Source organism: Mycolicibacterium frederiksbergense (assembly GCF_012223425.1).
GTDB lineage: Bacteria > Actinomycetota > Actinomycetes > Mycobacteriales > Mycobacteriaceae > Mycobacterium > Mycobacterium frederiksbergense.
In genome coordinates this window covers 3,287,158-3,308,483 of sequence record NZ_CP038799.1, presented here as the reverse complement: position 1 = coordinate 3,308,483, position 21,326 = coordinate 3,287,158, and the positions used below count along the sequence as shown (strand labels likewise).

The window sequence follows — 21,326 nt, the reverse complement described above, 5'->3', positions numbered from 1 at the left end:
CCCGATCGGGGTCGGCACACTAATTACCCGAGGATCAGACCCGAGGTCGGCACACCCGTACCCGCCGTGACCAGCACGTGCTCCACATTGTCGACCTGGTTGACCGAGGTACCGCGCAACTGCCGCACACCCTCGGCGATGCCGTTCATACCGTGGATGTACGCCTCACCGAGCTGTCCGCCGTGGGTGTTGATCGGCAATCGTCCACCCAGCTCGATGGCGCCCCCGGCGATGAAGTCCTTGGCCTCACCCTTACCGCAGAAGCCGAGCTCCTCCAGCTGGATGAGGGTGTAGGGAGTGAAGTGGTCGTAGAGGATCGCGGTCTGGATATCGGCGGGCGACAGTCCGCTCTGCTCCCAGAGCTGGCGGCCGACGAGTCCCATCTCGGGCAACCCGAGCTCATCGCGGTAGTAGGAGTACATGGTGAACTGATCGGCGCCGGCGCCCTGTGCGGCGGCCTCGATGATCGCCGGCCGGTGCTTGAGGTCCTTGGCCCGCTCCGGGGTGGTGACCACGATGGCCACCCCGCCGTCGGTTTCCTGGCAGCAGTCCAGCAGCCGCAGCGGCTCGGCGATCCACCGCGAGTTCTGGTGGTCCTCGATGGTGATCGGTTTGCCGTAGAAATGTGCCTTCGGGTTGTTCGCGGCGTGCTTACGGTCGGCGACCGAGACGGCACCGAAATCGGCGCTGGTGGCGCCGTATTCGTGCATGTACCGTTGCGCGATCATCGCCACCGAGGCGGCCGGGGTGCTCAGGCCGTGCGGATAGGACCAGCTGTACTCCACACCGCGGGAATCGGCGTTGACGGTCAGGCCGCTCATCACCTGACCGAAGCGGAATTCCGAGCGCTCGTTGAAGGCCCGGTAGGCCACCACGACTTCCGCGACTCCCGTCGCGACCGCCAGCGCGGCCTGCTGCACCGTCGCGGCCGCGGCGCCGCCGCCGTAGCCGATCTGGCTGAAGAACTTCAGATCCCCGATCCCGGTCGACCGTGCGACGGCCGTCTCCAGGTTGGAGTCCATCGTGAAGGTGACCAGACCGTCGACATCGCCCGGGGTCAGTCCCGCGTCGTCGAGCGCGTCCAGCACTGCCTCGGCGGCCAGGCGTAGCTCGCTGCGACCGGAGTTCTTGGAGAAGTCGGTGGCGCCGATACCGGCGATGGCAGCTTTGCCGGAGAGCGTCACTTGTCCCCCAAGGTCAGAGTGGACGTGGCGATGACGTGGTTACCGAGGCTGTTGGCGCCCACCACTTTCAGCGTCACGTGGTCGCCGTCGACGGCGGTGACCTCACCGGTGAACGTGATGGTGTCGTACGCGTACCACGGCACCCCGAGGCGAAGCTTGATCGACGTGACGACGGCGTTCGGGCCGGCCCAGTCGGTGACATAACGCCCCACCAGACCGGTGTCGGTCAGGATGTTGACGAAGATGTCCTTGGACCCCTTGGCCTGCGCCTTGTCCCGGTCGTGGTGCACGTCCTGGTAGTCGCGCGTCGCGATGGCGGTCGACACGATGAATGTCGGATCACCGTAGATCTTCAGTTCGGGCAGCGTGGTGCCCACGGTCACGCTCACGCGGTGGCCTCCCATGCGTACAGGGTCCAGGCCGGGCTGACATCGCTGTCCGGGAAGTCGAGATACGTTGCGCGCACCGGCATTCCGATCTTCACATCCGCGGGGTCGATACCGCGCAGCTCACCGAGCATCCGGACACCCTCGTCGAGTTCGACGAGCGCGATCACGAAGGGCAGCGTTCGCCCGGGCACCTTCGGCGCATGGTGCACCACATAGCTGAACACGGTGCCTTTGCCGGAGGCAACGACGTAATCGGCGGGCGCATCTTTGTCGGCCCAGACCGCGGGCACCGGCGGATGCTGCAACGTGCCGTCCGGACGTCGCTGGATCCGCAACTCGTGGGCGTTGATGCCGTCCCAGAAGAATTTGGTGTCGCGCGAGGACGACGGCCGCATCAGCTTGTCCGGGTCGAGATCCTCGGGCAACACCGCCGTTTCGGCGGTGGCCTGATTGGCAGCCGGCAGGAACTTCATGATGCGCCAGTCCATCTCGGCGACCTCTTCATCGCCCACGTGCCAGCGGATCTTCTGGTTGATGAAGTAGCCCTCGCCCAGCGCAGTCTGCTTGGGGCCCACCACATCGGTGATCTCGGCGCTCATCGCGACAAGCTCGCCCGGCTTCAGGTAGCGGTGATAGGTCTGATCGCAGTTGGTGGCGACCACGCCGACGTACCCGGCGTCATCGAACAGCTTCATGGCCCGTGCCAGCGGATCGTCGTCGGAGCGGGTACGCCCCAGACCCATCATGGTCCAGACCTGGATCATGGCCGGCGGGGCGACGATGCCGTCATGCCCGGCTGCCTTGGCGGCGTCCTCGTCGACGTAGATCGGGTTGGTGTCACCGATCGCATCGGTCCAGTGGTGGATCATCGGCCGGTTCACCGGGTCCCGGGCAATGGTCGGCTCGCCCCGTCCCGCGGCGACGATCGCGTCGATACCTGCCTGCAGTTCCGTCACCGGGGAACCCTCGGCACCTTGAGCCCCGATGCCGCGATCATCTCGCGCATCACCTCGTTGACGCCGCCACCGAAGGTGATGACCAGGTTGCGCTTGGTCATCTTGTCCAGCCAGTCCAGCAGCCGGGCGGTCTCCGGGTCGGCCGGGTTGCCGTAGCGGCCGACGAGCTCCTCGGCGAGCCTGCCGACTTCCTGGATCCGTTCGGTGGAAAACACTTTCGTCGCTGCGGCATCGGCCACCGCGATGGTCTCGCCGGATGCCGCGACCTGCCAGTTCAGCAGTTCGTTGACGCGCCAGATCGACTTGATCTGGCCGAGCAACCGGCGTGCGCCCTCCTGCTCCAGCGGTGTGACGCCGTCCGAACCGGGCTTGGCCGCCCACTCGTGGACCTCGTCGTAGATGCCGGCGATACGCCCGGCCGGCCCCAGTCCGACGCGCTCGTGGTTGAGCTGGGTGGTGATGAGTTTCCAGCCGCCGTGCTCGTCGCCGACCAGCATGTCGGCGGGCACGTGGACGTCGTTGTAGTACGAGGCGTTGGTGTGGTGCGCACCGTCGGACAGGATGATCGGCGTCCAGGAGTAGCCGGGATCCTTGGTATCGACGATCAGGATCGAGATGCCCTTGTGCTTGGCGGCTTCCGGATCGGTACGGCAGGCCAGCCAGATGTAATCGGCATCGTGGGCCCCGGTGGTCCACATCTTCTGCCCGTTGACGATGTACTCGTCGCCGTGCCGAACGGCGGAGGTCCGCAGGGAGGCCAGGTCGGTACCGGCCTCCGGCTCCGAGTAGCCGATCGCGAAATGCACTTCACCGGCCAGGATCCCGGGAAGGAACTTCTTCTTCTGCGTCTCGGTGCCGTGCACCTGCAGGGTGGGTCCGACGGTCTGCAGCGTCACCATCGGCAGCGGCACATCGGCCCGGTTGGCCTCGTTGACGAAGATCTGCTGTTCGATCGGCCCGAAGCCGAGACCCCCGTACTCCTTGGGCCAGCCGACACCGAGCTTGCCGTCCGAGCCCATCCGCTTGATCACCGTGCGGTAGGCCTCGTTGTGCCGGTCGGACTCCATCGCCGCCGCCTCTTCGGGCGTGATGAGAGTCGAGAAGTACTCGCGCAGTTCGGCTTGCAGTGACCGCTGCTCCGAGGTCAGTTCGATGAACATCAGGCTCCCACCAGGTCCAGCCGATAAGAAGGTCCGCCCAGCAACCGGGTCAGATCCTTGATCGAAGAGAAATAACGGTCCATGGGGTAGGTGATGTCCATACCCATGCCGCCGTGCAGGTGATGGCACAGCCGCATCGCAGGCGGCGCCTGCGATGTCAGCCAGTAGCCGAGCAACGCCAGATCATCCTCGGTATCCAGGCCTTCGGTGAGCCGCCACACCACCGACGTGGCCACCAGCGAGATGGTCCGCGAAGCGATGTAGATCTCGGACAGCTGAGCAGCGACCGTCTGGAAGGTCGACAGCGGACGGCCGAACTGCTCGCGGGTCGCCACGTAGTCCGCGGTGAGCCGCAACGCACCGGCCACCAGGCCGGCGGCGAAGGCGCCGATGGCCGCCAGCGCCAACTGGTTCACCCTGGCGACGCTCGCGCCCTCCAGGACGCCGTCGATCTCGGCGTCGTCGAAAACCACCACGTACTCGTCGGACCCGTTGGAGCTCGGGGTCTTGGTGAGCGTGACACCGGCGGCGTGCGGAGAGATCACCACGACCGCGCCGGCAGCGGTGACCACCAGCCATTGCGCCGTCTCGGCATAGGGCACACCGATTTTGGTGCCGCTGAGCTTCCCGTCGGTCAGTGTGACCGATGGTTTCTCCGGCAACGTCGTCCCCGGCTCGTTGAGCGCCGCCGACAGCACCGTGCCGCCGGCCACGCCAGCCAGGTAACGGTCCTGCTGCGTCTCGGAGGCCAGGTCCAGCAACGGCACCAGTCCGAACCCGAGGGTGGCCAGCGCCTGACCGACCGTGCCGTGTCGGCCGATCTCGGTCAGCGCCGTGGCCACCTCGGCCAGTCCCAAACCGTCACCACCGAGCCGCTCCGGCACGGCAAGCGCGGCGACACCACCGGAAACCAGCGCGTCCCAACTGTTCTCCCGGTCCAGCACGGAGGTCACCACATCGGCGACAGCCTGCTGCTCCGGATTCGGCGAGAAGTCCACCCGTTCTGCTCCTTGATATGTGCTAGTTGGAGACGGCTGATCCGGCGCCGGTGTAGTCGACCTGCCAGTGCTTGATGCCGTTGAGCCAGCCCGACTTCAGCCGCTCGGGATCGCCGACGGGCTTGATGTCGGGCATCACATCGGCGATGGCGTTGAAGATCAGGTTGATGGTCATCCGGGCCAGGTTGGCGCCGATGCAGTAGTGCGCACCGGTGCCGCCGAAACCGACGTGCGGGTTCGGGTCGCGCAGGATGTTGAACTGCTCCGGGTTCTCGAACGCGTCCTCGTCGAAGTTGGCCGAGCGGTAGGACATCACCACCCGCTCACCCTTCTTGATCTTCACCCCGTTCAGTTCGGTGTCCTCCAGGGCGGTGCGCTGGAATGCCGAAACGGGTGTGGCCCAACGGATGATCTCGTCGGCCGCAGTGCCCGGGCGCTCCTTCTTGTACAGCTCCCACTGTTCGGGGTGCTGCGCGAAGGCGATCATGCCGTGCGTCGTCGAGTTGCGGGTGGTCTCGTTGCCGGCCACCGCCAGCATGATCACGAAGAACCCGAACTCGTCATCGGAGAGCTTCTCGCCGTCGATGTCGGCTTCGATCAACTTCGTCACGATGTCTTCGGTCGGATTCTTGGACCGGTCCTCGGCCATCTTCATGGCGTAGGTGATCAGTTCGAAGGAGGACATCGCCGGATCGACGTCGGCGTACTCCTCGTCCTCGCCCGCGGTCATCTCGTTGGACCAGCGGAACAGCTTGTCACGGTCCTCCTGCGGCACGCCGAGTAGTTCGGCGATCGCCTGGAGCGGGAGCTCGCTGGCGACCTGCTCGACGAAATCACCGACCCCGTCGGCGGCGGCGGTCTCGGCGATCTTGCGGGCGCGTGCCCGCAGCTCGTCTTCCAGCCGGCCCACCGCGCGCGGGGTGAAACCGCGGGAGATGATCTTGCGCAGCCGGGTGTGCTGCGGGGCGTCCATGTTCAGCAGCACGGCCTTCTGCAGGTCGATGGCGTCGCGCTGCATCTCCTGCGGCCAGACCGGGATGGCGCCGTCGGGCGAGCTGCCGAACACATCGCTGCGCTTGGACACCTCTTTGACATCGGCGTGCTTGGTGACGATCCAGTAGCCCTTGTCGCCGAAGCCGCCGGTTCCCCCCGGCACATCGACCCAGTGGATGGGTTCGGATTTTCGGATTTCCGCCAACTCTTCTACGGGCAGCCGTTCGAGGTTGAGGCTGGCGTCGAGCGGATCGAAGCCGTCGGGCAGGTTCAGGCTGGCCATGCAGATGATCTCCTTTGCGCAAAGTCCGGGCACATGTCAGGGGTTGGGAACAATTCCTCCTAGTGCCACTTGCGAACCATTGAAACATGCCTTCACCGCAGATAAAAGGCACGGGGGCATCGTCGCTTGTCAGACTAATGAAACGTGTTCTAGCCTGACATCATGGGTAATCCTGTCATCGTCGAAGCCACCCGCAGCCCCATCGGCAAGCGCAATGGGTGGCTGTCCGGGCTGCACGCCACCGAACTTCTGGGCGCGGTCCAGAAGGCTGTCGTCGAGAAAGCCGGTATCGATGCCGGTGACGTCGAGCAGCTCATCGGCGGTTGCGTCACCCAGTTCGGCGAGCAGTCCAACAACATCACCCGGGTCGGCTGGCTGACCGCCGGCCTGCCCGAGCACGTCGGCGCCACCACCATCGACTGCCAGTGCGGCAGCGCTCAGCAGGCCAACCATCTGATCGCCGGGTTGATCGCCACCGGCGCCATCGACATCGGCATCGCCTGCGGTGTCGAAGCGATGAGCCGGGTCGGCCTCGGCGCCAACGCCGGACCCGATCGCAGCATCATCCGCGCCTCGTCGTGGGATATCGACATGCCGAACCAGTTCGAGGCCGCCGAACGCATCGCCAAACGCCGCGGGATCAGCCGCGCGGACCTCGACGCGCTCGGTCTGGCGTCGCAGGCCAAGGCCAAGCGGGCCTGGGAAGAAGGGCGTTTCGACCGCGAGATCTCGCCGATCTCGGCACCGGTGCTCGACGAGAACAAGCGTCCCACCGACGAGTGGGCGCTGGTGACCCGCGATCAGGGATTGCGCGACACCACCGCCGAGGGTCTGGCAGCGCTGAAGCCGGTGATGGAGGGTGCCAGCCATACCGCAGGCACCTCCTCGCAGATCTCCGACGGTGCGGCCGCGGTGCTCTGGATGGATGAAGACGTCGCCAAAGCTCACGGCTTGAAGCCGCGGGCGCGGATCGTCGCGCAGGCCAACGTCGGCGCCGAGACCTACTACCACCTGGACGGACCGGTGCAGTCGACGGCAAAGGTGCTGGAGAAGGCCGGCATGAAGATCGGCGATATCGACCTCGTCGAGATCAACGAGGCCTTCGCCTCGGTTGTGCTGTCCTGGGCTCAGGTGCACGGCGCCGATATGGACAAGGTGAACGTCAACGGCGGCGCCATCGCGCTCGGACATCCCGTCGGCTCCACCGGCGCCCGACTGATCACCACCGCTCTGCACGAGCTGGAGCGCACCGGTCAGAGCACCGCGCTGATCACCATGTGCGCCGGCGGCGCGTTGTCTACGGGCACCATCATCGAGCGGATCTGAGATGCCCGTCTCACGTATCGGCGGTCCTACGGGCACCATCATCGAGCGGATCTGATGGTGGCCACGGAGGCGGACCGCATCGCGGCCGCCCAGTCCTATATCGACGCGCTGTCCACCCATCGGGCCGATGCGGTCCCGTTCGCACCGGACTGCATCCGCATCGAGATGGGGCTCAAGACCGGGCGCTCGGGAGATCACCTGCGGCGCAGTCTGAACAACGGCCCCCAGTTCAAGCTGATCGAACAGACGACGCCGCCCACGTTCACCGTCGACGGTGACCACATCCGGGCCGAGTTCGACGTGCTGACCAAACCGCGACTGTTCGGCCGCCGGGTCTGCTCACACGTCGACGAGACCTTTCTGATCCCCGCCGACGATCCCCGAATCCACCACATCCGGGCGTCGCTGAAGCCGTTCATCGGGCGATAGGTTCAGCTCATGCCAGATACACCCAAGTCGCTCAACCCCAAACAGGTCGAACGGCTCAATGCGCCGGCCACCGGGACCGCCATCAAGTGGATGTCCCGCGCCCAGACCTGGATCTTCAAGAAGACGAACGGCAGGTTCGGGAACAAGTTCCTGCACGGCGCCGAGGTCGGCATCCTGACCACCATCGGGCGCAAGTCCGGAGAGCCCCGGGACAGTCCGCTGCTGTTCCTGCAGGAGGGCACGCGCATCGTCCTGGTCGCCTCCCAGGGCGGCCGGGCCACCAACCCCATGTGGTACCTGAACATCACGGCCAACCCGAACATCTCCTTTCAGACCAAGAAGGAGAAACTGGATCTGGTGGCCCGCGAGGCCACCGACGCCGAACGTGACCAGTACTGGCCCAAGCTGGACGCGATGTACGCCGACTTCGCCAATTACCGGTCCTACACCGATCGCAAGATCCCGATCCTCATCTGCGATCCCGTGTAGCTCCCTGCCGATGCCACCAGTCATCTGACTGATGTGCATTCGCCGTCGGTGCGCGATAGTCGCCGCGTGGAGACGGCGCTGAGAGTGACATCGTTGGCGGAGCTACCGGAGGGCTCGCCGTACCCGGTGGTGGCCGCGGGGGTGGAGCTGATCCTGATCCGGCGCGGCGACGCCGTCTCGGCGCTGTACGGCCGGTGCAGCCACCGCGGGGCCCTGATGTCGGACGGCCATCTGCAGGACGACCTCGTGGTCTGTGGTGTGCACGGTTGGCGCTACGACGCCGATACCGGCGTCTCGCCGGTGAATCCGGCTGTCGCGCTGACCAAGTTCCCGGTATGGGTTTCCGATGACGACGTCTATGTCGATCACGCCGCGGTGTCCGAGTTCGCCCGGGCCAACCCGCAGAGCCACGGTGACGACGGCTATCAGGGTAAGTGGGTCAAGCCGACCGACACCGCCGAGGAACCGTTCGTCACCGCGATCCACGAGTTCGCGACGCACGGGCTGAGCAGAGTCGGCCACCACGGCGCGTCAGCGGCGATGGGCGTGCCGCGTGATCAGCTGCCGTCCTGGGACTCGCTCCAGATCGTCACCGCCCAACTGGCGCGGCTGCCGTTGCTCGACGACGAGAGTGTGGGCACCGAGACCGTGATCGGCCCACTGGCCAACCGACCGCTGGTCCTCGACATCCCGCTGTTCATCAGCGATATGAGTTTCGGCGCACTCTCGCAGGAGGCCAAGACCGCACTCGCCATGGGGTCCGAGCTGGCGGGCACCGGGATCTGTTCCGGCGAAGGCGGCATGCTGCCGGAGGAACAGCAGGAGAATTCGAAGTACTTCTACGAACTGGCCTCCGGCCGGTTCGGATGGAGCTTCGACCGGATACACCAGGTTCAGGCCTTCCATTTCAAGGGCGGGCAGGGGGCCAAGACGGGAACCGGCGGACACCTTCCCGGCAATAAGGTGGTCGGGAAGATCGCCGAGGTCAGGGGCCTGGTCCCGGGAACCGCCGCCATCTCCCCCGCCCGCTTCCCGGACTGGACGTCGGTGAGCCAGTTCGCCGAATTCGCGGCCCAGGTGCGCGAGATCTCCGGCGGAATTCCGATCGGGTACAAGATGAGCGCGCAGAGGATCGAACACGACATCGACGCGGCCCTCGAGATCGGCGTCGACTACCTCATACTCGACGGCCGTGGCGGCGGAACGGGAGCCGCCCCAACGATTTTCCGTGACAACATCTCCGTGCCGACCATCCCCGCGCTGGCACGGGCGCGGCGACACCTCGACCGCTGCGAGGCGCGCGGGGTCACCCTGGCCATCACCGGCGGTATCCGCACCCCGGCAGATATGGTCAAGGCGCTGGCGCTGGGTGCCGATGCGATAGGCCTCTCCAACGCCGCACTGCAGGCCATCGGGTGCGTCGGCATGCGTGCCTGCAACACCAACACCTGCCCGGTCGGTATCGCCACCCAGGATCCGCGTCTGCGCGCCCGGCTACCGGTGCAACAGGCCGCTCAACGCCTGGACCGTTTCCTGCGCGCCACCGTCGACCTGATGGTCGTGCTTGCCCGGGCCTGCGGTCACCGGCGTCTGGCCGACTTCGAACTCGACGACCTCGTCACCTACGAACGCGACTTCGCCTACCTGGCCGGAGTCCCCTATGCAGGAGCGATACCGCTGTGAGCGACCAGGAACAGCTCTGGCACAAGGCCGTTGACATCGATGACCTCGACGACGGCGAGGTTGCGGTGTGCCCGGCCGGGCTCAAGACGGTGGCCCTGACGAAACTGGGCGGCCGGTACGGCGCCATCGACAACAGGTGCCCACACCAGGGTGGCCCGCTGGGGCAGGGCACGCTGGAGAACGACAAGATCCGCTGTCCTTGGCACGGTTTCGACTTCGACCCGTTCACCGGCGAGGCGGCGGGAGGTCCTGATTTCGACGTACCCACCTACCCGGTCGAGGTGCGCACCGACGGCGTGTACGTCCAGGTGCCGAAGTCCGCCGAACGCACCCGGACGGTCAGCGACGTGCTGGTCGAGACGATGTCCAATTGGGGTGTCGACACCGTCTTCGGCATGGTCGGCCATTCGAATCTCGGTATCGCAGAAGCCATGCACCGTGCGGAAGACGCAGGGAAACTACGGTATTTCGGGATCCGGCACGAGGGGGCGGCCGCATTCGCGGCCGCTGCGTACGGCAAGCTCACCGGACGACCCGCGGTATGTTTCGGCATCGCGGGGCCGGGCTCGACCAATCTACTCACCGGCCTGTACGACGCCCGATCGGACCGGGCGCCGGTCCTCGCGATCTCGGGGAACGTCGATTCCTCGGTGGCGGGCAAGGGCGCATTCCAGGACATCGACCTTCTCGCCGCATTCGCCGATGTCACCGTCTACTCGGCCATGGTGCGGGCCGGTTCCGATCACGCCGAGCTGATGACCATGGCACTCAAACACGCGATCCTGGACCGCGGAGTCGGCCATTTGGTGCTTCCCGACGAGGTCCAGGTACTCGCCGGCGACGGACCACCATCGGGTCCCGAAGGCCGGATGCCGGACATGCGGGTCGGGCCACCGGCATCTGCACTGGAGCAGGCGCTCGGCCTGATCGCCTCGGCGACCAGGCCGCTGGTCATCGTCGGCGCCGGCGCAAAATCCGATATGCCCGCGGTGGTGGCGCTGGCAGAGCACCTGCGCGCACCGGTGTTGACCACCTTCAAGGCGAAGGGGCAGATCTCGGATGCCCATCCGCTGGCCTGTGGTGTGCTCGGCCGCTCCGGGACACCGGTGGCATCGTGGATGATGAACAAGGCCGACCTGATCCTGGTGTTCGGTGCCTCATTCTCCAATCACAGCGGGATCTCACCGTACAAACCGACCATTCAGGTCGACACCGACCCGATGGTCCTCGGCCGCTTCCGCCCGGTGTCGGTTCCGGTGCTCGGGGATGTCGGCGTCACCGCCGAGGCGATTCTCGGCAGCGTTCGCGCACATCCCGCGCTGGTCGACCAGCGGCCGGAAGTGGCTGCCCGGTGGTCGGTCTGGCGATCTGAGAAGGCCCGACGCGCCACCAAACAGCCGGTCGGCCGGGTCGCGGCGGCAACCGTCTTCGAAGAACTGGCCCGCCACGTCCCCGACAATGCCGTCCTCGCGGTGGACGTCGGCAATCATGCCTATTCGTTCGGCCGCTATTTCGAGACAAAACAACAGTCGGTGCTGATGTCGGGGTATCTCGGCTCCATCGGCTTCGGTTATCCGGCCGCCATGGGAGCCTGGGCGGCCGCACCCGACCGCACGATCGTGGCCATCACCGGCGACGGCGGCTTCGGCCAATACCTCGCCGAGGTCACCACCGCAGTGAAATACGGCATGAACATCACCCACATTCTGCTCAACAACGGAGAGCTGGCGAAGATCAGCGAGGAACAGCGCGGCGCCGAATACGCCGTCTGGCAGACATCACTGCACAATCCGGACTTCGCCGCCTACGCGCGGAATTGCGGTGCTCACGGCGTCCGCGTCACCGACGCAACCGATCTCGGACCTGCGATCGCCGAGGCGCTCAGGTACCCCGGGCCTGCGCTGGTCGAGATCCTCACCGATCCGGCCAGTCACTAACTCAGCCGTCGACGATGTCGCGTAGTTGATGACGACGGCTGACCCCCAGCTTGGGATACACCTTGTAGAGATGGGAGGCGATGGTCCGCGGCGAGAGGTTGACGCGCTGTCCGATCTCGCGGTTGGTGAGGCCGGCCGCCGCCATTGCGACGATCTGACGTTCCTGAGCCGTCAGCGAATCCATCCCCTCGACCGGCCGCGGGGCTGATTCGGTGACGCCGGCGGCGCGCAACTCGGCGCGCGCGAGCTGTTCGAAGGGAACCGCGCCGAGTCGCTCGAACACTTCCAGCGCGGCCGCGAGCTGAGTCCGAGCCTGCGCCGGACGCCGGACCCGGCGGAGCCACTCGCCGTAGTGCAGGCGCGCGCGGGCGTGTTCCATGGGCCACTGTTCGCCGGCCGGGTCGGCAACCGCCAACCGGTAGTGGCGTTCGGCGAGATGGGCCGAGGCGGTCAGCGCGAGCGCCTGATGCCGCAAGAGCCGCAGCCGCAGGGGCGGGCGCGATCCGAGCTGCCGGCCGATCGCGGCGACGAGGGGGCGCACCTCTTCGGTGTGTCCGCTACGCACGCCTGCCCAGGCCAGATCGGCGATCGCGCGGTGGGAGACGACGAAGTGGACGGGCTCGCCGTCGGTGCCGAACACCTGCCGGAAGGACCGATACGCCGTGTCGAAATCGCCTTGGGCCAGGGCGTTCCAGCCGCTCGCCCGGGCCAATGCGACAGCGGTCGCCGCACCACCCTTGTCCGCCACGATGCGGGTGGCGTCATCGAGTGCGGCGTCTGCGCCGCCGGAATCTCCGATACCGGCCAGCAGATGTGCGCGCGCGACACTGCTTTCGGTATGCAGCAGGGCAAGGTCGTATACGGCACAGAGGCTTTCGGTCTCGGCCAGCAATTCCTGTAGTTCAGACCAGCGACCGGTGTCGTGCAGTGCCCACGCCAGGGCCGCCATGGCATAGGTGAAACCCCGCAAGCCGCCCGTCGCCTTCAGTTGTTCGACGGCTTCCCTGAACTCAACGACCGCCAATGCGCTTTCTTCGCTCACATAGGCCATCTCGCCGACGATCAGCCTGCGATACGGCTCGACCGCGGCGGGCATCGGCTGCAACCAGCGCCGGTCCCACGGCGCAGGACGGCTGTGTGCGCTGCCGGCACTGTCGGCATACATCGCGATGTACGCCCGCTGTAACGGAGCCGACTCCACCGGCAGTGGCATCGAGAAGACCGACGCGGAGAGGGTGTCGCCCGCAGTCTCATCGAGCCAACGGCGTAGCCGGGACCGCTCGAGGCGGTCTCCTGAGTAGTACGCGGCAGAAGCCGCGACGTACATGAGACCCAGCCGCAGCCGAGTGTCCGACGGTCCTGCCCCGTCGAGCGTGGCGCGGACCAGGTCGTGCGCCTCCGCAGGGCGGGCAGCCTGCACGAGCACGGATGCCCGGGTCAGCGCCGCCTGTCCGATGATCTCCGGATCCGCCGAATTGTGCACCGCGGAAGCGCTCAGAGCCTGCGCCCAGGACGGGTCGCCACCGAAGTTCGCCGCCGCCGCGGCCAACGTGAACCGGCGAGCCGCATTCTCACGGCCCGGACTCAACTCCCCGGCCCGCTGCAAGGCCCGGGCCACCTCCAGATAGCCGCCGCGTTGCCGCGAGTGCGCAGCACCCCGTTCCAGAAGCGCGGCGACGCTCTCGTCGGGTCCGGTCGCGGCCGCGGCCAGATGCCATGCGCGACAGAACAAATCCAGGGTCGCCGTCTCGGCGAGCGCGATATGCGCTGCGCGGCGTTGATCGTGACCACCCTCGGAGTAGGCGACGCTCCGAATCAGCGGGTGACTGAACCGCACCCGCCGATCTTCGCCGACGGTCACGATTCCGGCCGCGATGGCCGGCTCCCACCGGGCGAACTCGTCTCCGAAACCCGCAGCGGTGGTGAGGATGTCGATGTCCTCGTAACCGGCGCCGGTCGCCGCGAACAGAACGAGCCGACCGGCATCTTGCGGTAGTTCGGCTATCCGGGTGGCGAACAGCGTGTGGGCGAACCCTCCATCGACCATGCGGTTGAACCGGAATACCTCCGATCCGGATCGGCCGTAGAACCGTGCGGACTCGATGATCGCCAGCGGATTTCCGCCGGACCATCGAATGATCTCGCCGCACACGCTGGGGTGTGGCACCACCGACTGCGCCTCGATCAACTGTGTCGCTGCCGCATCCGTCAGTGGGGGCACGTCGACGACGGTCATCACCGAGTCGAGCCCGCGCAGCAGGTCCAGTCGACGTGCACTCATCAGGATCCGCACCGGCAGGTGCGGCACCCGGCCGAGAACGTAGGCGAGCACCTGACGCGAGTCCGGCTCGAACCGGTCGAAGTCGTCGAGCACGAGCACCAACAGCTGATCGGCGGCCGCAACGAACAGGGCGAGCACTGCCTGCTGGATCACGGCCGGACTCGGCGTCCCGGAATCCCCGCCTGCCCCCATCACATCCCGGAGAGCGTCGCGCAGCAGCATCGGCAGATCCGCGATCCGATCCGCGATGGGCCGGATGAACTCGGACAACGCGGTGAACGGCGGGACGTGGTCGGGCTCTGTCCCGGATGCGAAGAGCACCCGGCCAGGGCTCGGCACCTGTGCCATGGCGTGCCGGAGCAGGACCGATTTGCCGATCCCCGGCTCACCCACCAAGACGATCGCCTGCGGTGCACCGGCCGCACCGGTGGCGACCTGCGTCGTCAAACCCGCCAGCGGGGCACGGCCGAAAATCGGCACGGCGGAACCAGGCTGTGTCATGGACGCACCGCCGGCTCCGACTGCATTTCGCACCATTTTACGCGGCGGTCCCGTATGGCTCGCTACTGTGAGCCGATGGTCACGGGGTCCCGCAGGCACTCATTGAAACTCCTGCTCGCGGCGCTGACCGCGACGGTCCTGTTCGTCATCACCGCCGTGCCGGTGGCCGCCATGACGGTGACCTTCGTCCGGCACGGTGAGTCCGAGGCCAACGCGTCGCACACGATCGACAACTCGATTCCCGGAGCCCCCCTGACGCCGCTGGGCCAGGCCCAGGCGGCGGCGGTCGCGGCAGCGCTGGCCGCCGATGGCGTCGACTACGACGCCATCTACGCGTCGAACATGGTGCGCACCACCGAAACCGCCGCGCCGTTCGCGGCTACCACCGGGCTCACTCCCACTGTGTTGCCCGGGTTCCGCGAGATCAACGCCGGCTGGTTCGAGAGATCGTCGGATTCCGGGCTCGGCGGCATCGGTTACGTGCTGGCACCCGCGCTGTGGACGCTGGGCGCGCGGTCGGTGCCGGTTCCCGGCGGCGGAGACGGCAATGCCTTCGATGCACGCATGGATTCCGCCTTGAAGCTCGTGGAGCAGGCCGGTGCGCAGAATCCCGTCGTGTTCTCCCATGCCGCGACGATCATGTTCTGGACGATGATGAACGTCGACAACCCGGACCTGGGGCTGATGCTGCGCCACCGGCTGGACAACACCGGGATCGTGGTCGTGGAGGGCAGCGCCGACGAGGGTTGGACGCTCAAGACCTGGGCGGGCCTACCGGTCGGACCGGCGAGCCTGGGCACCAAACTGTTCGTCAACGCCCGCGACCTCGCGGTGACACCGCAGACCGCGGCCTACAACGTGGTGCGGGCATTTGGCACCGGGGATATCGGCCAGATCGCCACGGCCATCCGCGACGGCGTGGGCGCCGTCGTGCAGGCCCCGATCACGTTCACGGTCGCTGTGGTGCGCGATGTCGTCGACGAGGTCACCAGGAAGATCCGGCCGAGCGCTCCAGACACCACGACCAGCGACACTCCGGCAGCAGCGGCCGCGCAGGCCCGGATCACGGCGCCGGAGGCAGCCGAGGCAGTGGCGGCCGAACCGGAGGTCGCCGCGCCGGTCAAGAAGCTGCGGACCGCCCGTACGGTGAAGAAGCCGGGTCGTCCCAGCGCGGCGATCACCGAAAAATACCCGCACACAGCCGATCTCAGCACCGACCGCAAGGTCTCTCCGATCACCCCCAAGCAGGCGGCGCGCCCGGAGAGCAAGCCCGCCGATGGCGATTCAGGCGCCGAGAAAGAAGCCGCCTGACACCGCGGGGGCTCAGGCTCCGAACACCGGCATCGGTGTCCGGGACTTGGCCAGCAGGTCGGTGACCACCGGACCGAGTTCGGCCGGATCCCACTTCGCGCCCTTGTCGATCTCGCCGCCGCGCGCCCAGCCTTCGGCCACCCGGATGATGCCGCCTTCGACCTCGAAGATCCGGCCGGTGACGTCACGGGATTCGACGCTGCCGAGCCAGACGACGAGCGGGGAGATGTTCTCCGGCGCCATCGCATCGAAGGCGGCGTCCTGGGTCGACATCATCTCGGCGAACACGGTCTCTGTCATCCGGGTGCGGGCCGACGGCGCGATGGCGTTCACGGTGACACCGATGCGCCCCATCTCGGCCGCCGCGACCAGGGTCAGCGCGGCGATACCGGCCTTGGAGGCGCTGTAGGTCGCCTGCCCGACGCTGCCCTGCAGACCCGCGCCCGAGCTGGTGTTGATGATGCGGGCGTCGACCGCGTTACCGGCCTTGGACTGAGCGCGCCAGTAGGCACCGGCATGCTTCATGGTGGCGAAATGCCCCTTGAGGTGCACGGCGGTGACCGCGTCGAACTCCTCTTCGGTGGCGTTGACGAACATCCGGTCCCGGACGATGCCCGCATTGTTGACCAGGACATCGAGGCCGCCGAAGGAGTCGACGGCGGTCTGGATGAGCCCCTCGGCCTGGCCCCAGTCCGCGACATTCGCACCGCTGGTGACGGCTTCGCCACCGGCGGCCACGATCTCGTCGACCACGGTCTGCGCGGCGCTGCCGCCGCCGGCCGGTGAACCGTCGAGTCCCACACCGATGTCGTTGACCACCACTCGGGCGCCCTCGGCGGCGAAGGCGAGTGCGTGTTCGCGCCCGATACCGCCACCGGCGCCCGTCACGATGACTACCCGGCCGTCAAGCAAACCCATTGCTGTTCTCCTTTATTTGATGTCCGCGGTGGTGGTCGACAGGTAGTGCGGTGGCTCGCCGCCGCCGTGCACCTGCAACGACGCACCACTGATGTAGGAAGCCGCTTCGGATGCCAGAAACGCGGTGGCCCAGCCGATATCGGCAGGCTTGGCCAGGCGCCCCAGCGGCACATTCTTCGAGATGGCCGCGATCGAGTCCGCGTCGCCGTAGAACAACTCGGCCTGTTCGGTCTCGACCATGCCGACCACCACCGAGTTGACCCGCACCTTGGGGGCCCATTCGACGGCCAGCGTCGAGGTGAGGTTGTCGATGCCGGCCTTGGCGGCGCCGTAGGCGGCCGTGCCCGGTGTGGGGCGATGCCCACTCACACTGGAGATGTTGACGATGGACCCGCCGGAATCTTGGCGCTGCATCACCGCGTTGGCGTGCGTGGAGACCGACAGCGCGCCGATCAGATTGAGTTCGATGATCTTCGTGCTGAACTTGGCCGAGGCATCGGCGGCCAGCACGTAGGGCGATCCGCCGGCATTGTTGACCACCACATCCAGGCGGCCGTGCTGCTCGACGATCGCGCCGATGAGGGCCTGCACCGAGTCATCGTCGCGGATGTCGCAGGAGTGGAACTCGTACGGCGAACCCTCGACCGGGCGGCGCGCACACGTCACCACGGTGGCACCCTGAGCAGCGAAGACGGCGCTGATCCCGGCTCCGACGCCACGCACTCCGCCGGTCACCAGGACCACCCGGCCGTCCAGTTGCAGATTGATTCCAGCCGCGTCACTCACTGTGCTAGCGTACCAAGCAAGTGCTTGCTTAGGTAGCGACCCCTCCAGGAAGTGACTTGTGTCAGACAAAACGAAGACCATCACCACCGCGACAGTCGAACCGGGCATCGTCTCGGTGACCGTGAACTACCCGCCCGTCAACGCCATCCCGTCTCGCGGTTGGTTCGAACTCGGCGACGCCATCACCGCCGCGGGACGTGACCGCAGCACCCACGTGGTGATCCTGCGCGCGGAGGGACGCGGCTTCAACGCCGGCGTGGACATCAAGGAAATGCAGAACACCGAGGGCTTCACCGCGCTCATCGACGCCAACCGTGGCTGCTACCACGCGTTCAAGGCGGTCTACGAGTGCGAGGTACCGGTGATCGCGGCCGTCAACGGCTTCTGCGTCGGCGGCGGTATCGGCCTGGTCGGCAACGCCGATGTCATCGTCGCCTCCGATGACGCCAAGTTCGGCCTGCCCGAGGTGGAGCGCGGCGCACTCGGCGCGGCCACCCACCTGTCGCGGCTGGTCCCCCAACATCTGATGCGCCGGCTGTTCTTCACCGCCGCCACCGTGGATGCGAACACGCTGCACCATTTCGGGTCCGTGCATGAGGTCGTGCCGCGTGCCGATCTCGACGAGTCCGCGCTGCGGGTGGCCCGCGATATCGCCAGCAAGGACACCCGGGTGATCCGGGCCGCCAAGGAAGCGCTGAACTTCATCGACGTGCAGCCGGTCACCGCGAGATACCGCATGGAACAAGGGTTTACCTTCGAGCTGAACCTGGCCGGGGTGTCCGATGAGCACCGCGACGCGTTCGCCGGAACCGACAAGGGAACGAAGTGACCATGATTCGGCGGGCACGAGCGAAGCGAGCGGGGAAATAATGGCGCGGCGGGCACGAGCGAAGCGAGCGGGGAAATAATGTCCGACAAGAGAACCACTCTGGACGAGGCCGTGTCCTCCATCGAGAGCGGCATGACCATCGGCATCGGAGGCTGGGGGTCGCGGCGCAAGCCGATGGCCTTCATCCGCGCACTGCTGCGCACCGACGTCAAGGATCTGACGGTGGTCACCTACGGCGGGCCCGATCTGGGCCTGTTGTGCTCGGCCGACAAGGTCAAGCGCGTCTACTACGGCTTCGTCTCGCTGGACTCGCCACCGTTCTACGATCCGTGGTTCGCCAAGGCCCGCACCACCGGAGCCATCGAGGCCCGTGAGATGGACGAGGGCATGCTGCGCTGCGGGCTGCAGGCCGCCGCGCAGCGGCTGCCGTTCCTGCCGATCCGCGCCGGACTGGGCAGCGACGTGCGGACCTTCTGGGGTGACGAACTCAAGACCGTCACATCGCCCTATGGGGACGAAGAGCTGATCGCGATGCCGGCGCTGAATCTGGACGCCGCGTTCGTGCACCTGAACCTGGGTGATGCCCGCGGCAATGCGGCCTACACCGGGATCGACCCGTACTTCGACGATCTGTTCCTGATGTCCGCCCAGCAGCGTTTCCTGAGCGTGGAGAAGGTGGTGTCCACCGAGGAGCTGGTCAGTTCGGTTGTGCCCCAACAGCTGCTGATCAACCGGATGATGGTCGACGCCGTGGTGGAGGCGCCCAACGGTGCACATTTCACCACGAACGAACCCGACTACAAGCGCGACGAGAAGTTCCAGCGCCACTACGCCGAGGCGGCGGGATCCGATGAGACCTGGGCCGAGTTCGTGAAGACGTATCTGTCCGGCAGCGAGGCCGACTACCAGGCCGCGGTGCGCAAGTTCGCCGAAGCACAGAAGGAAGGAGCCAAGTGATGTCGGTGACCCGTGCCGAGGTGTGCGCCGTCGCGTGCGCCGAATTGTTCCGTGACGCAGGCGAGATCATGGTCTCTCCGATGACCACCATCGTCCAGATCGGGGCCCGGTTGGCTCGACTGACCTTCTCTCCCGATATCGTGCTGACCGACGGTGAGGCCCGCATCATCGCCGATACCCCGGCCATCGGAGCTCCCGCGACGATCGAGGGCTGGATGCCGTTCAACCGGGTCTTCGAGACCCTGTCCTGGGGGCGGCGCCATGTCGTGATGGGCGCCAACCAGATCGACCGCTTCGGGAACCAGAACCTTTCGGCCTTCGGCCCCATCCAGCATCCGACCCGGCAGATGTTCGGTGTGCGCGGCGCGCCCGGCAACAGCATCAACCACGCCACCAGCTACTTCGTGGGCAACCACTCCAAGCGGGTGTTCACCGATTCCGTCGATATCGTCTCCGGGATCGGCTGGGACAAGATCGATCCCGCCAACCCGGCCTTCCGGTTCGCCAACATCTACCGGGTGGTCACCAACCTCGGCGTCTTCGATTTCAACGGTCCCGATCACCAGTTCCGTGCGGTCTCGCTGCACCCGGGGGTCGAGGCGGATCAGGTCGCCGAGAACACATCGTTTGAGGTGCACGGTCTGAGCGAGGCCGACACCACTCGGGTGCCCAGCGGCGATGAGCAGAAACTGCTCCGCGAGGTCATCGACCCGAAATCGCTGCGCGACAAAGAGGTCAAGGTCTAGATCATGACCAAGCTGAAAACTCCGCTGACCGAACTGGTCGGCATCGAACACCCCGTCGTCCAGACCGGTATGGGCTGGGTGGCGGGTGCCCGGCTGGTGGCGGCCACTTCCAACGCCGGCGGCCTCGGCATCCTGGCCTCGGCGACGATGACGCTGGCGGAGCTCACCACGGCCGTCGCCAAGGTCAAGGCGGCCACCGACAAACCGTTCGGCATCAACATCCGCGCCGACGCCGGCGACGCGAACGACCGCGTCGACCTCCTGATCCGCGAAGGAGTCAAAGTTGCCTCCTTCGCTTTAGCGCCCAAACCCGACCTGATCGCCAGGCTCAAAGAGGCGGGCGTGGTGGTCATTCCGTCGGTCGGGCTGGCCAAGCACGCCAAGAAGGTCGCCGGCTGGGGCGCGGACGCGGTGATCGTGCAGGGCGGTGAGGGCGGAGGCCACACCGGCCCGATCGCGACCACCCTGCTGCTGCCGTCGGTGCTCGACGCCGTCGCCGACACCGGTATGCCGGTGATCGCCGCGGGTGGCTTCTTCGACGGTCGCGGTCTGGCCGCGGCGTTGTCCTACGGTGCGGCCGGGGTCGCGATGGGCACCCGGTTCCTGCTGACCTCGGACTCGACCGTCCCCGACGCCGTCAAGCGGCGCTACCTGGACGCGGCACTGGACGGCACCGTCGTCTCCACCCGCGTGGACGGCATGCCGCACCGGGTGCTGCGCACCGGATTGGTCGAGAAGCTGGAGAGCGGTTCACCGGTACGCGGTTTCGCGGCGGCGATCGGCAATGCGCAGAAGTTCAAGAAACTGTCCGGGATGACCTGGAAATCCATGGTCACCGACGGCCTGGCCATGCGGCACGGCAAGGATCTCACCTGGTCGCAGGTCGTGATGGCGGCGAACACCCCGATGCTGCTCAAGGCCGGTCTGGTCGAGGGCAACACCGACGCCGGTGTGCTGGCCTCCGGTCAGGTGGCCGGCATTCTGGACGACCTGCCGTCGTGCGCGGAGTTGGTGCCACAGATCGTCGCCGAGGCCGTGGCACACCTAAGGGATGCGTCCTCCTTCATCACGTCGGAATGAAGGAAATAGCTTCGTCATGACAGGGTGAAGCCATTTTCTTCACCTGACACAGGTGCAGGGGCATTACGCGCGAAACCATCTCGGCGCTAC

At 66.7% G+C, this 21,326-nt stretch carries 19 protein-coding genes; 10 read left to right on the top strand and 9 right to left on the bottom strand.

Annotated elements, in window-relative coordinates:
• Positions 1–23: 23 nt before the first annotated feature.
• Genes ltp2 through EXE63_RS18915 form a run of 6 tightly spaced genes read right to left on the bottom strand, consistent with a single transcriptional unit; the run spans position 24 to position 5,963 of the window.
• On the bottom strand, positions 24–1,184 hold the full coding sequence (ltp2, locus tag EXE63_RS18940; protein ID WP_168143187.1) for a 17-hydroxy-3-oxo-4-pregnene-20-carboxyl-CoA lyase: 1,161 nt from the start codon (positions 1,182–1,184) through the stop codon (positions 24–26).
• Complete coding sequence (locus EXE63_RS18935; RefSeq protein WP_436277550.1) at positions 1,181–1,573, bottom strand: MaoC family dehydratase; 393 nt, start codon at positions 1,571–1,573, stop codon at positions 1,181–1,183. The genes ltp2 and EXE63_RS18935 overlap by 4 nt, the downstream gene beginning before the upstream one ends.
• A complete protein-coding gene (locus tag EXE63_RS18930; protein ID WP_168143185.1) occupies positions 1,570–2,529 on the bottom strand; it encodes a bifunctional MaoC family dehydratase N-terminal/OB-fold nucleic acid binding domain-containing protein in 960 nt (319 codons plus the stop codon). Before EXE63_RS18930 ends, EXE63_RS18935 begins: the two co-directional genes overlap by 4 nt.
• Positions 2,526–3,689, bottom strand: a complete 1,164-nt coding sequence (fadE29, locus tag EXE63_RS18925; protein ID WP_168143184.1) for an acyl-CoA dehydrogenase FadE29 — start codon at positions 3,687–3,689, stop codon at positions 2,526–2,528. Before fadE29 ends, EXE63_RS18930 begins: the two co-directional genes overlap by 4 nt.
• Complete coding sequence (locus tag EXE63_RS18920) at positions 3,689–4,687, bottom strand: acyl-CoA dehydrogenase family protein (protein ID WP_168143183.1); 999 nt, start codon at positions 4,685–4,687, stop codon at positions 3,689–3,691. The genes fadE29 and EXE63_RS18920 overlap by 1 nt, the downstream gene beginning before the upstream one ends.
• Positions 4,688–4,709: 22 nt before the next feature.
• Positions 4,710–5,963, bottom strand: a complete 1,254-nt coding sequence (locus tag EXE63_RS18915; protein WP_168143182.1) for a cytochrome P450 — start codon at positions 5,961–5,963, stop codon at positions 4,710–4,712.
• A gap of 162 nt (positions 5,964–6,125) precedes the next feature.
• Here EXE63_RS18915 and EXE63_RS18910 point away from each other — a divergent pair, with 162 nt between their 5' ends.
• The 5 genes from EXE63_RS18910 to EXE63_RS18890 all read left to right on the top strand — a co-directional run bounded on the left by EXE63_RS18910 (position 6,126) and on the right by EXE63_RS18890 (position 11,827).
• On the top strand, positions 6,126–7,289 hold the full coding sequence (locus EXE63_RS18910) for a steroid 3-ketoacyl-CoA thiolase (protein ID WP_168143181.1): 1,164 nt from the start codon (positions 6,126–6,128) through the stop codon (positions 7,287–7,289).
• Positions 7,290–7,343: 54 nt separating this feature from the next.
• Positions 7,344–7,718: a DUF8021 domain-containing protein gene (locus EXE63_RS18905; protein WP_168143180.1), complete on the top strand. Its 375-nt coding sequence runs from the start codon at positions 7,344–7,346 to the stop codon at positions 7,716–7,718.
• A 9-nt stretch (positions 7,719–7,727) separates the two neighbouring features.
• A complete protein-coding gene (locus tag EXE63_RS18900) occupies positions 7,728–8,207 on the top strand; it encodes a nitroreductase family deazaflavin-dependent oxidoreductase (protein ID WP_168143179.1) in 480 nt (159 codons plus the stop codon).
• Positions 8,208–8,273: 66 nt separating this feature from the next.
• Positions 8,274–9,890, top strand: coding sequence for a glutamate synthase-related protein (locus EXE63_RS18895; RefSeq protein WP_234904185.1), 1,617 nt, complete (start codon positions 8,274–8,276; stop codon positions 9,888–9,890).
• Positions 9,887–11,827 carry a thiamine pyrophosphate-dependent enzyme gene (locus EXE63_RS18890; RefSeq protein WP_168143178.1) on the top strand — a complete coding sequence of 647 codons (1,941 nt, stop codon included), beginning with the start codon at positions 9,887–9,889 and terminating at the stop codon, positions 11,825–11,827. The genes EXE63_RS18895 and EXE63_RS18890 overlap by 4 nt, the downstream gene beginning before the upstream one ends.
• A 1-nt stretch (position 11,828) precedes the next feature.
• Here the strand turns inward: EXE63_RS18890 and EXE63_RS18885 are convergent, their stop codons facing one another.
• Complete coding sequence (locus EXE63_RS18885) at positions 11,829–14,609, bottom strand: helix-turn-helix transcriptional regulator (protein ID WP_168143177.1); 2,781 nt, start codon at positions 14,607–14,609, stop codon at positions 11,829–11,831.
• Positions 14,610–14,684: 75 nt separating this feature from the next.
• Between EXE63_RS18885 and EXE63_RS18880 the strand changes: the two genes are divergently transcribed.
• Complete coding sequence (locus EXE63_RS18880; RefSeq protein WP_168143176.1) at positions 14,685–15,920, top strand: histidine phosphatase family protein; 1,236 nt, start codon at positions 14,685–14,687, stop codon at positions 15,918–15,920.
• A gap of 12 nt (positions 15,921–15,932) precedes the next feature.
• Here EXE63_RS18880 and EXE63_RS18875 read toward each other — a convergent pair whose 3' ends face one another.
• Entirely contained in the window at positions 15,933–16,838 is a 906-nt protein-coding gene (locus EXE63_RS18875) for an SDR family oxidoreductase (RefSeq protein WP_168143175.1), read from the bottom strand.
• 12 nt (positions 16,839–16,850) lie between these two features.
• Positions 16,851–17,624 (bottom strand): SDR family oxidoreductase, encoded by a 774-nt coding sequence (locus tag EXE63_RS18870; protein WP_168143174.1) that lies wholly within the window; start codon positions 17,622–17,624, stop codon positions 16,851–16,853.
• A gap of 58 nt (positions 17,625–17,682) precedes the next feature.
• On the opposite strand from EXE63_RS18870, the gene echA20 reads away from it, so the two are divergent.
• The 4 genes from echA20 to ipdC all read left to right on the top strand — a co-directional run bounded on the left by echA20 (position 17,683) and on the right by ipdC (position 21,236).
• Positions 17,683–18,453 (top strand): (7aS)-7a-methyl-1,5-dioxo-2,3,5,6,7,7a-hexahydro-1H-indene-carboxyl-CoA hydrolase, encoded by a 771-nt coding sequence (gene echA20, locus EXE63_RS18865; protein ID WP_105363929.1) that lies wholly within the window; start codon positions 17,683–17,685, stop codon positions 18,451–18,453.
• A 78-nt stretch (positions 18,454–18,531) separates the two neighbouring features.
• Positions 18,532–19,410, top strand: coding sequence for a cholesterol ring-cleaving hydrolase subunit IpdA (gene ipdA, locus EXE63_RS18860; protein ID WP_168143173.1), 879 nt, complete (start codon positions 18,532–18,534; stop codon positions 19,408–19,410).
• Entirely contained in the window at positions 19,407–20,156 is a 750-nt protein-coding gene (ipdB, locus tag EXE63_RS18855; RefSeq protein ID WP_168143172.1) for a cholesterol ring-cleaving hydrolase subunit IpdB, read from the top strand. Before ipdA ends, ipdB begins: the two co-directional genes overlap by 4 nt.
• A 3-nt stretch (positions 20,157–20,159) precedes the next feature.
• The gene (ipdC, locus tag EXE63_RS18850) at positions 20,160–21,236 is read left to right on the top strand and encodes a (3aS,4S,5R,7aS)-5-hydroxy-7a-methyl-1-oxo-octahydro-1H-indene-4-carboxyl-CoA dehydrogenase (RefSeq protein ID WP_168143171.1); all 1,077 of its coding nucleotides are present in this window, start codon (positions 20,160–20,162) and stop codon (positions 21,234–21,236) included.
• The last annotated feature ends 90 nt before the right edge of the window (positions 21,237–21,326 follow it).

Excerpts from the sequence above, each read along its gene's own strand:
- fadE29 (WP_168143184.1), bottom strand. The coding sequence starts at position 3,689 with ATGTTCATCGAACTGACCTCGGAGCAGCGGTCACTGCAAGCCGAACTG.
- EXE63_RS18875 (WP_168143175.1), bottom strand. The coding sequence starts at position 16,838 with ATGGGTTTGCTTGACGGCCGGGTAGTCATCGTGACGGGCGCCGGTGGC.
- EXE63_RS18905 (WP_168143180.1), top strand. The coding sequence starts at position 7,344 with ATGGTGGCCACGGAGGCGGACCGCATCGCGGCCGCCCAGTCCTATATC.
- EXE63_RS18880 (WP_168143176.1), top strand. The coding sequence starts at position 14,685 with ATGGTCACGGGGTCCCGCAGGCACTCATTGAAACTCCTGCTCGCGGCG.
- EXE63_RS18910 (WP_168143181.1), top strand. The coding sequence starts at position 6,126 with ATGGGTAATCCTGTCATCGTCGAAGCCACCCGCAGCCCCATCGGCAAG.
- EXE63_RS18885 (WP_168143177.1), bottom strand. The coding sequence starts at position 14,609 with ATGACACAGCCTGGTTCCGCCGTGCCGATTTTCGGCCGTGCCCCGCTG.
- ipdC (WP_168143171.1), top strand. The coding sequence starts at position 20,160 with ATGACCAAGCTGAAAACTCCGCTGACCGAACTGGTCGGCATCGAACAC.
- EXE63_RS18900 (WP_168143179.1), top strand. The coding sequence starts at position 7,728 with ATGCCAGATACACCCAAGTCGCTCAACCCCAAACAGGTCGAACGGCTC.
- ipdA (WP_168143173.1), top strand. The coding sequence starts at position 18,532 with ATGTCCGACAAGAGAACCACTCTGGACGAGGCCGTGTCCTCCATCGAG.
- EXE63_RS18915 (WP_168143182.1), bottom strand. The coding sequence starts at position 5,963 with ATGGCCAGCCTGAACCTGCCCGACGGCTTCGATCCGCTCGACGCCAGC.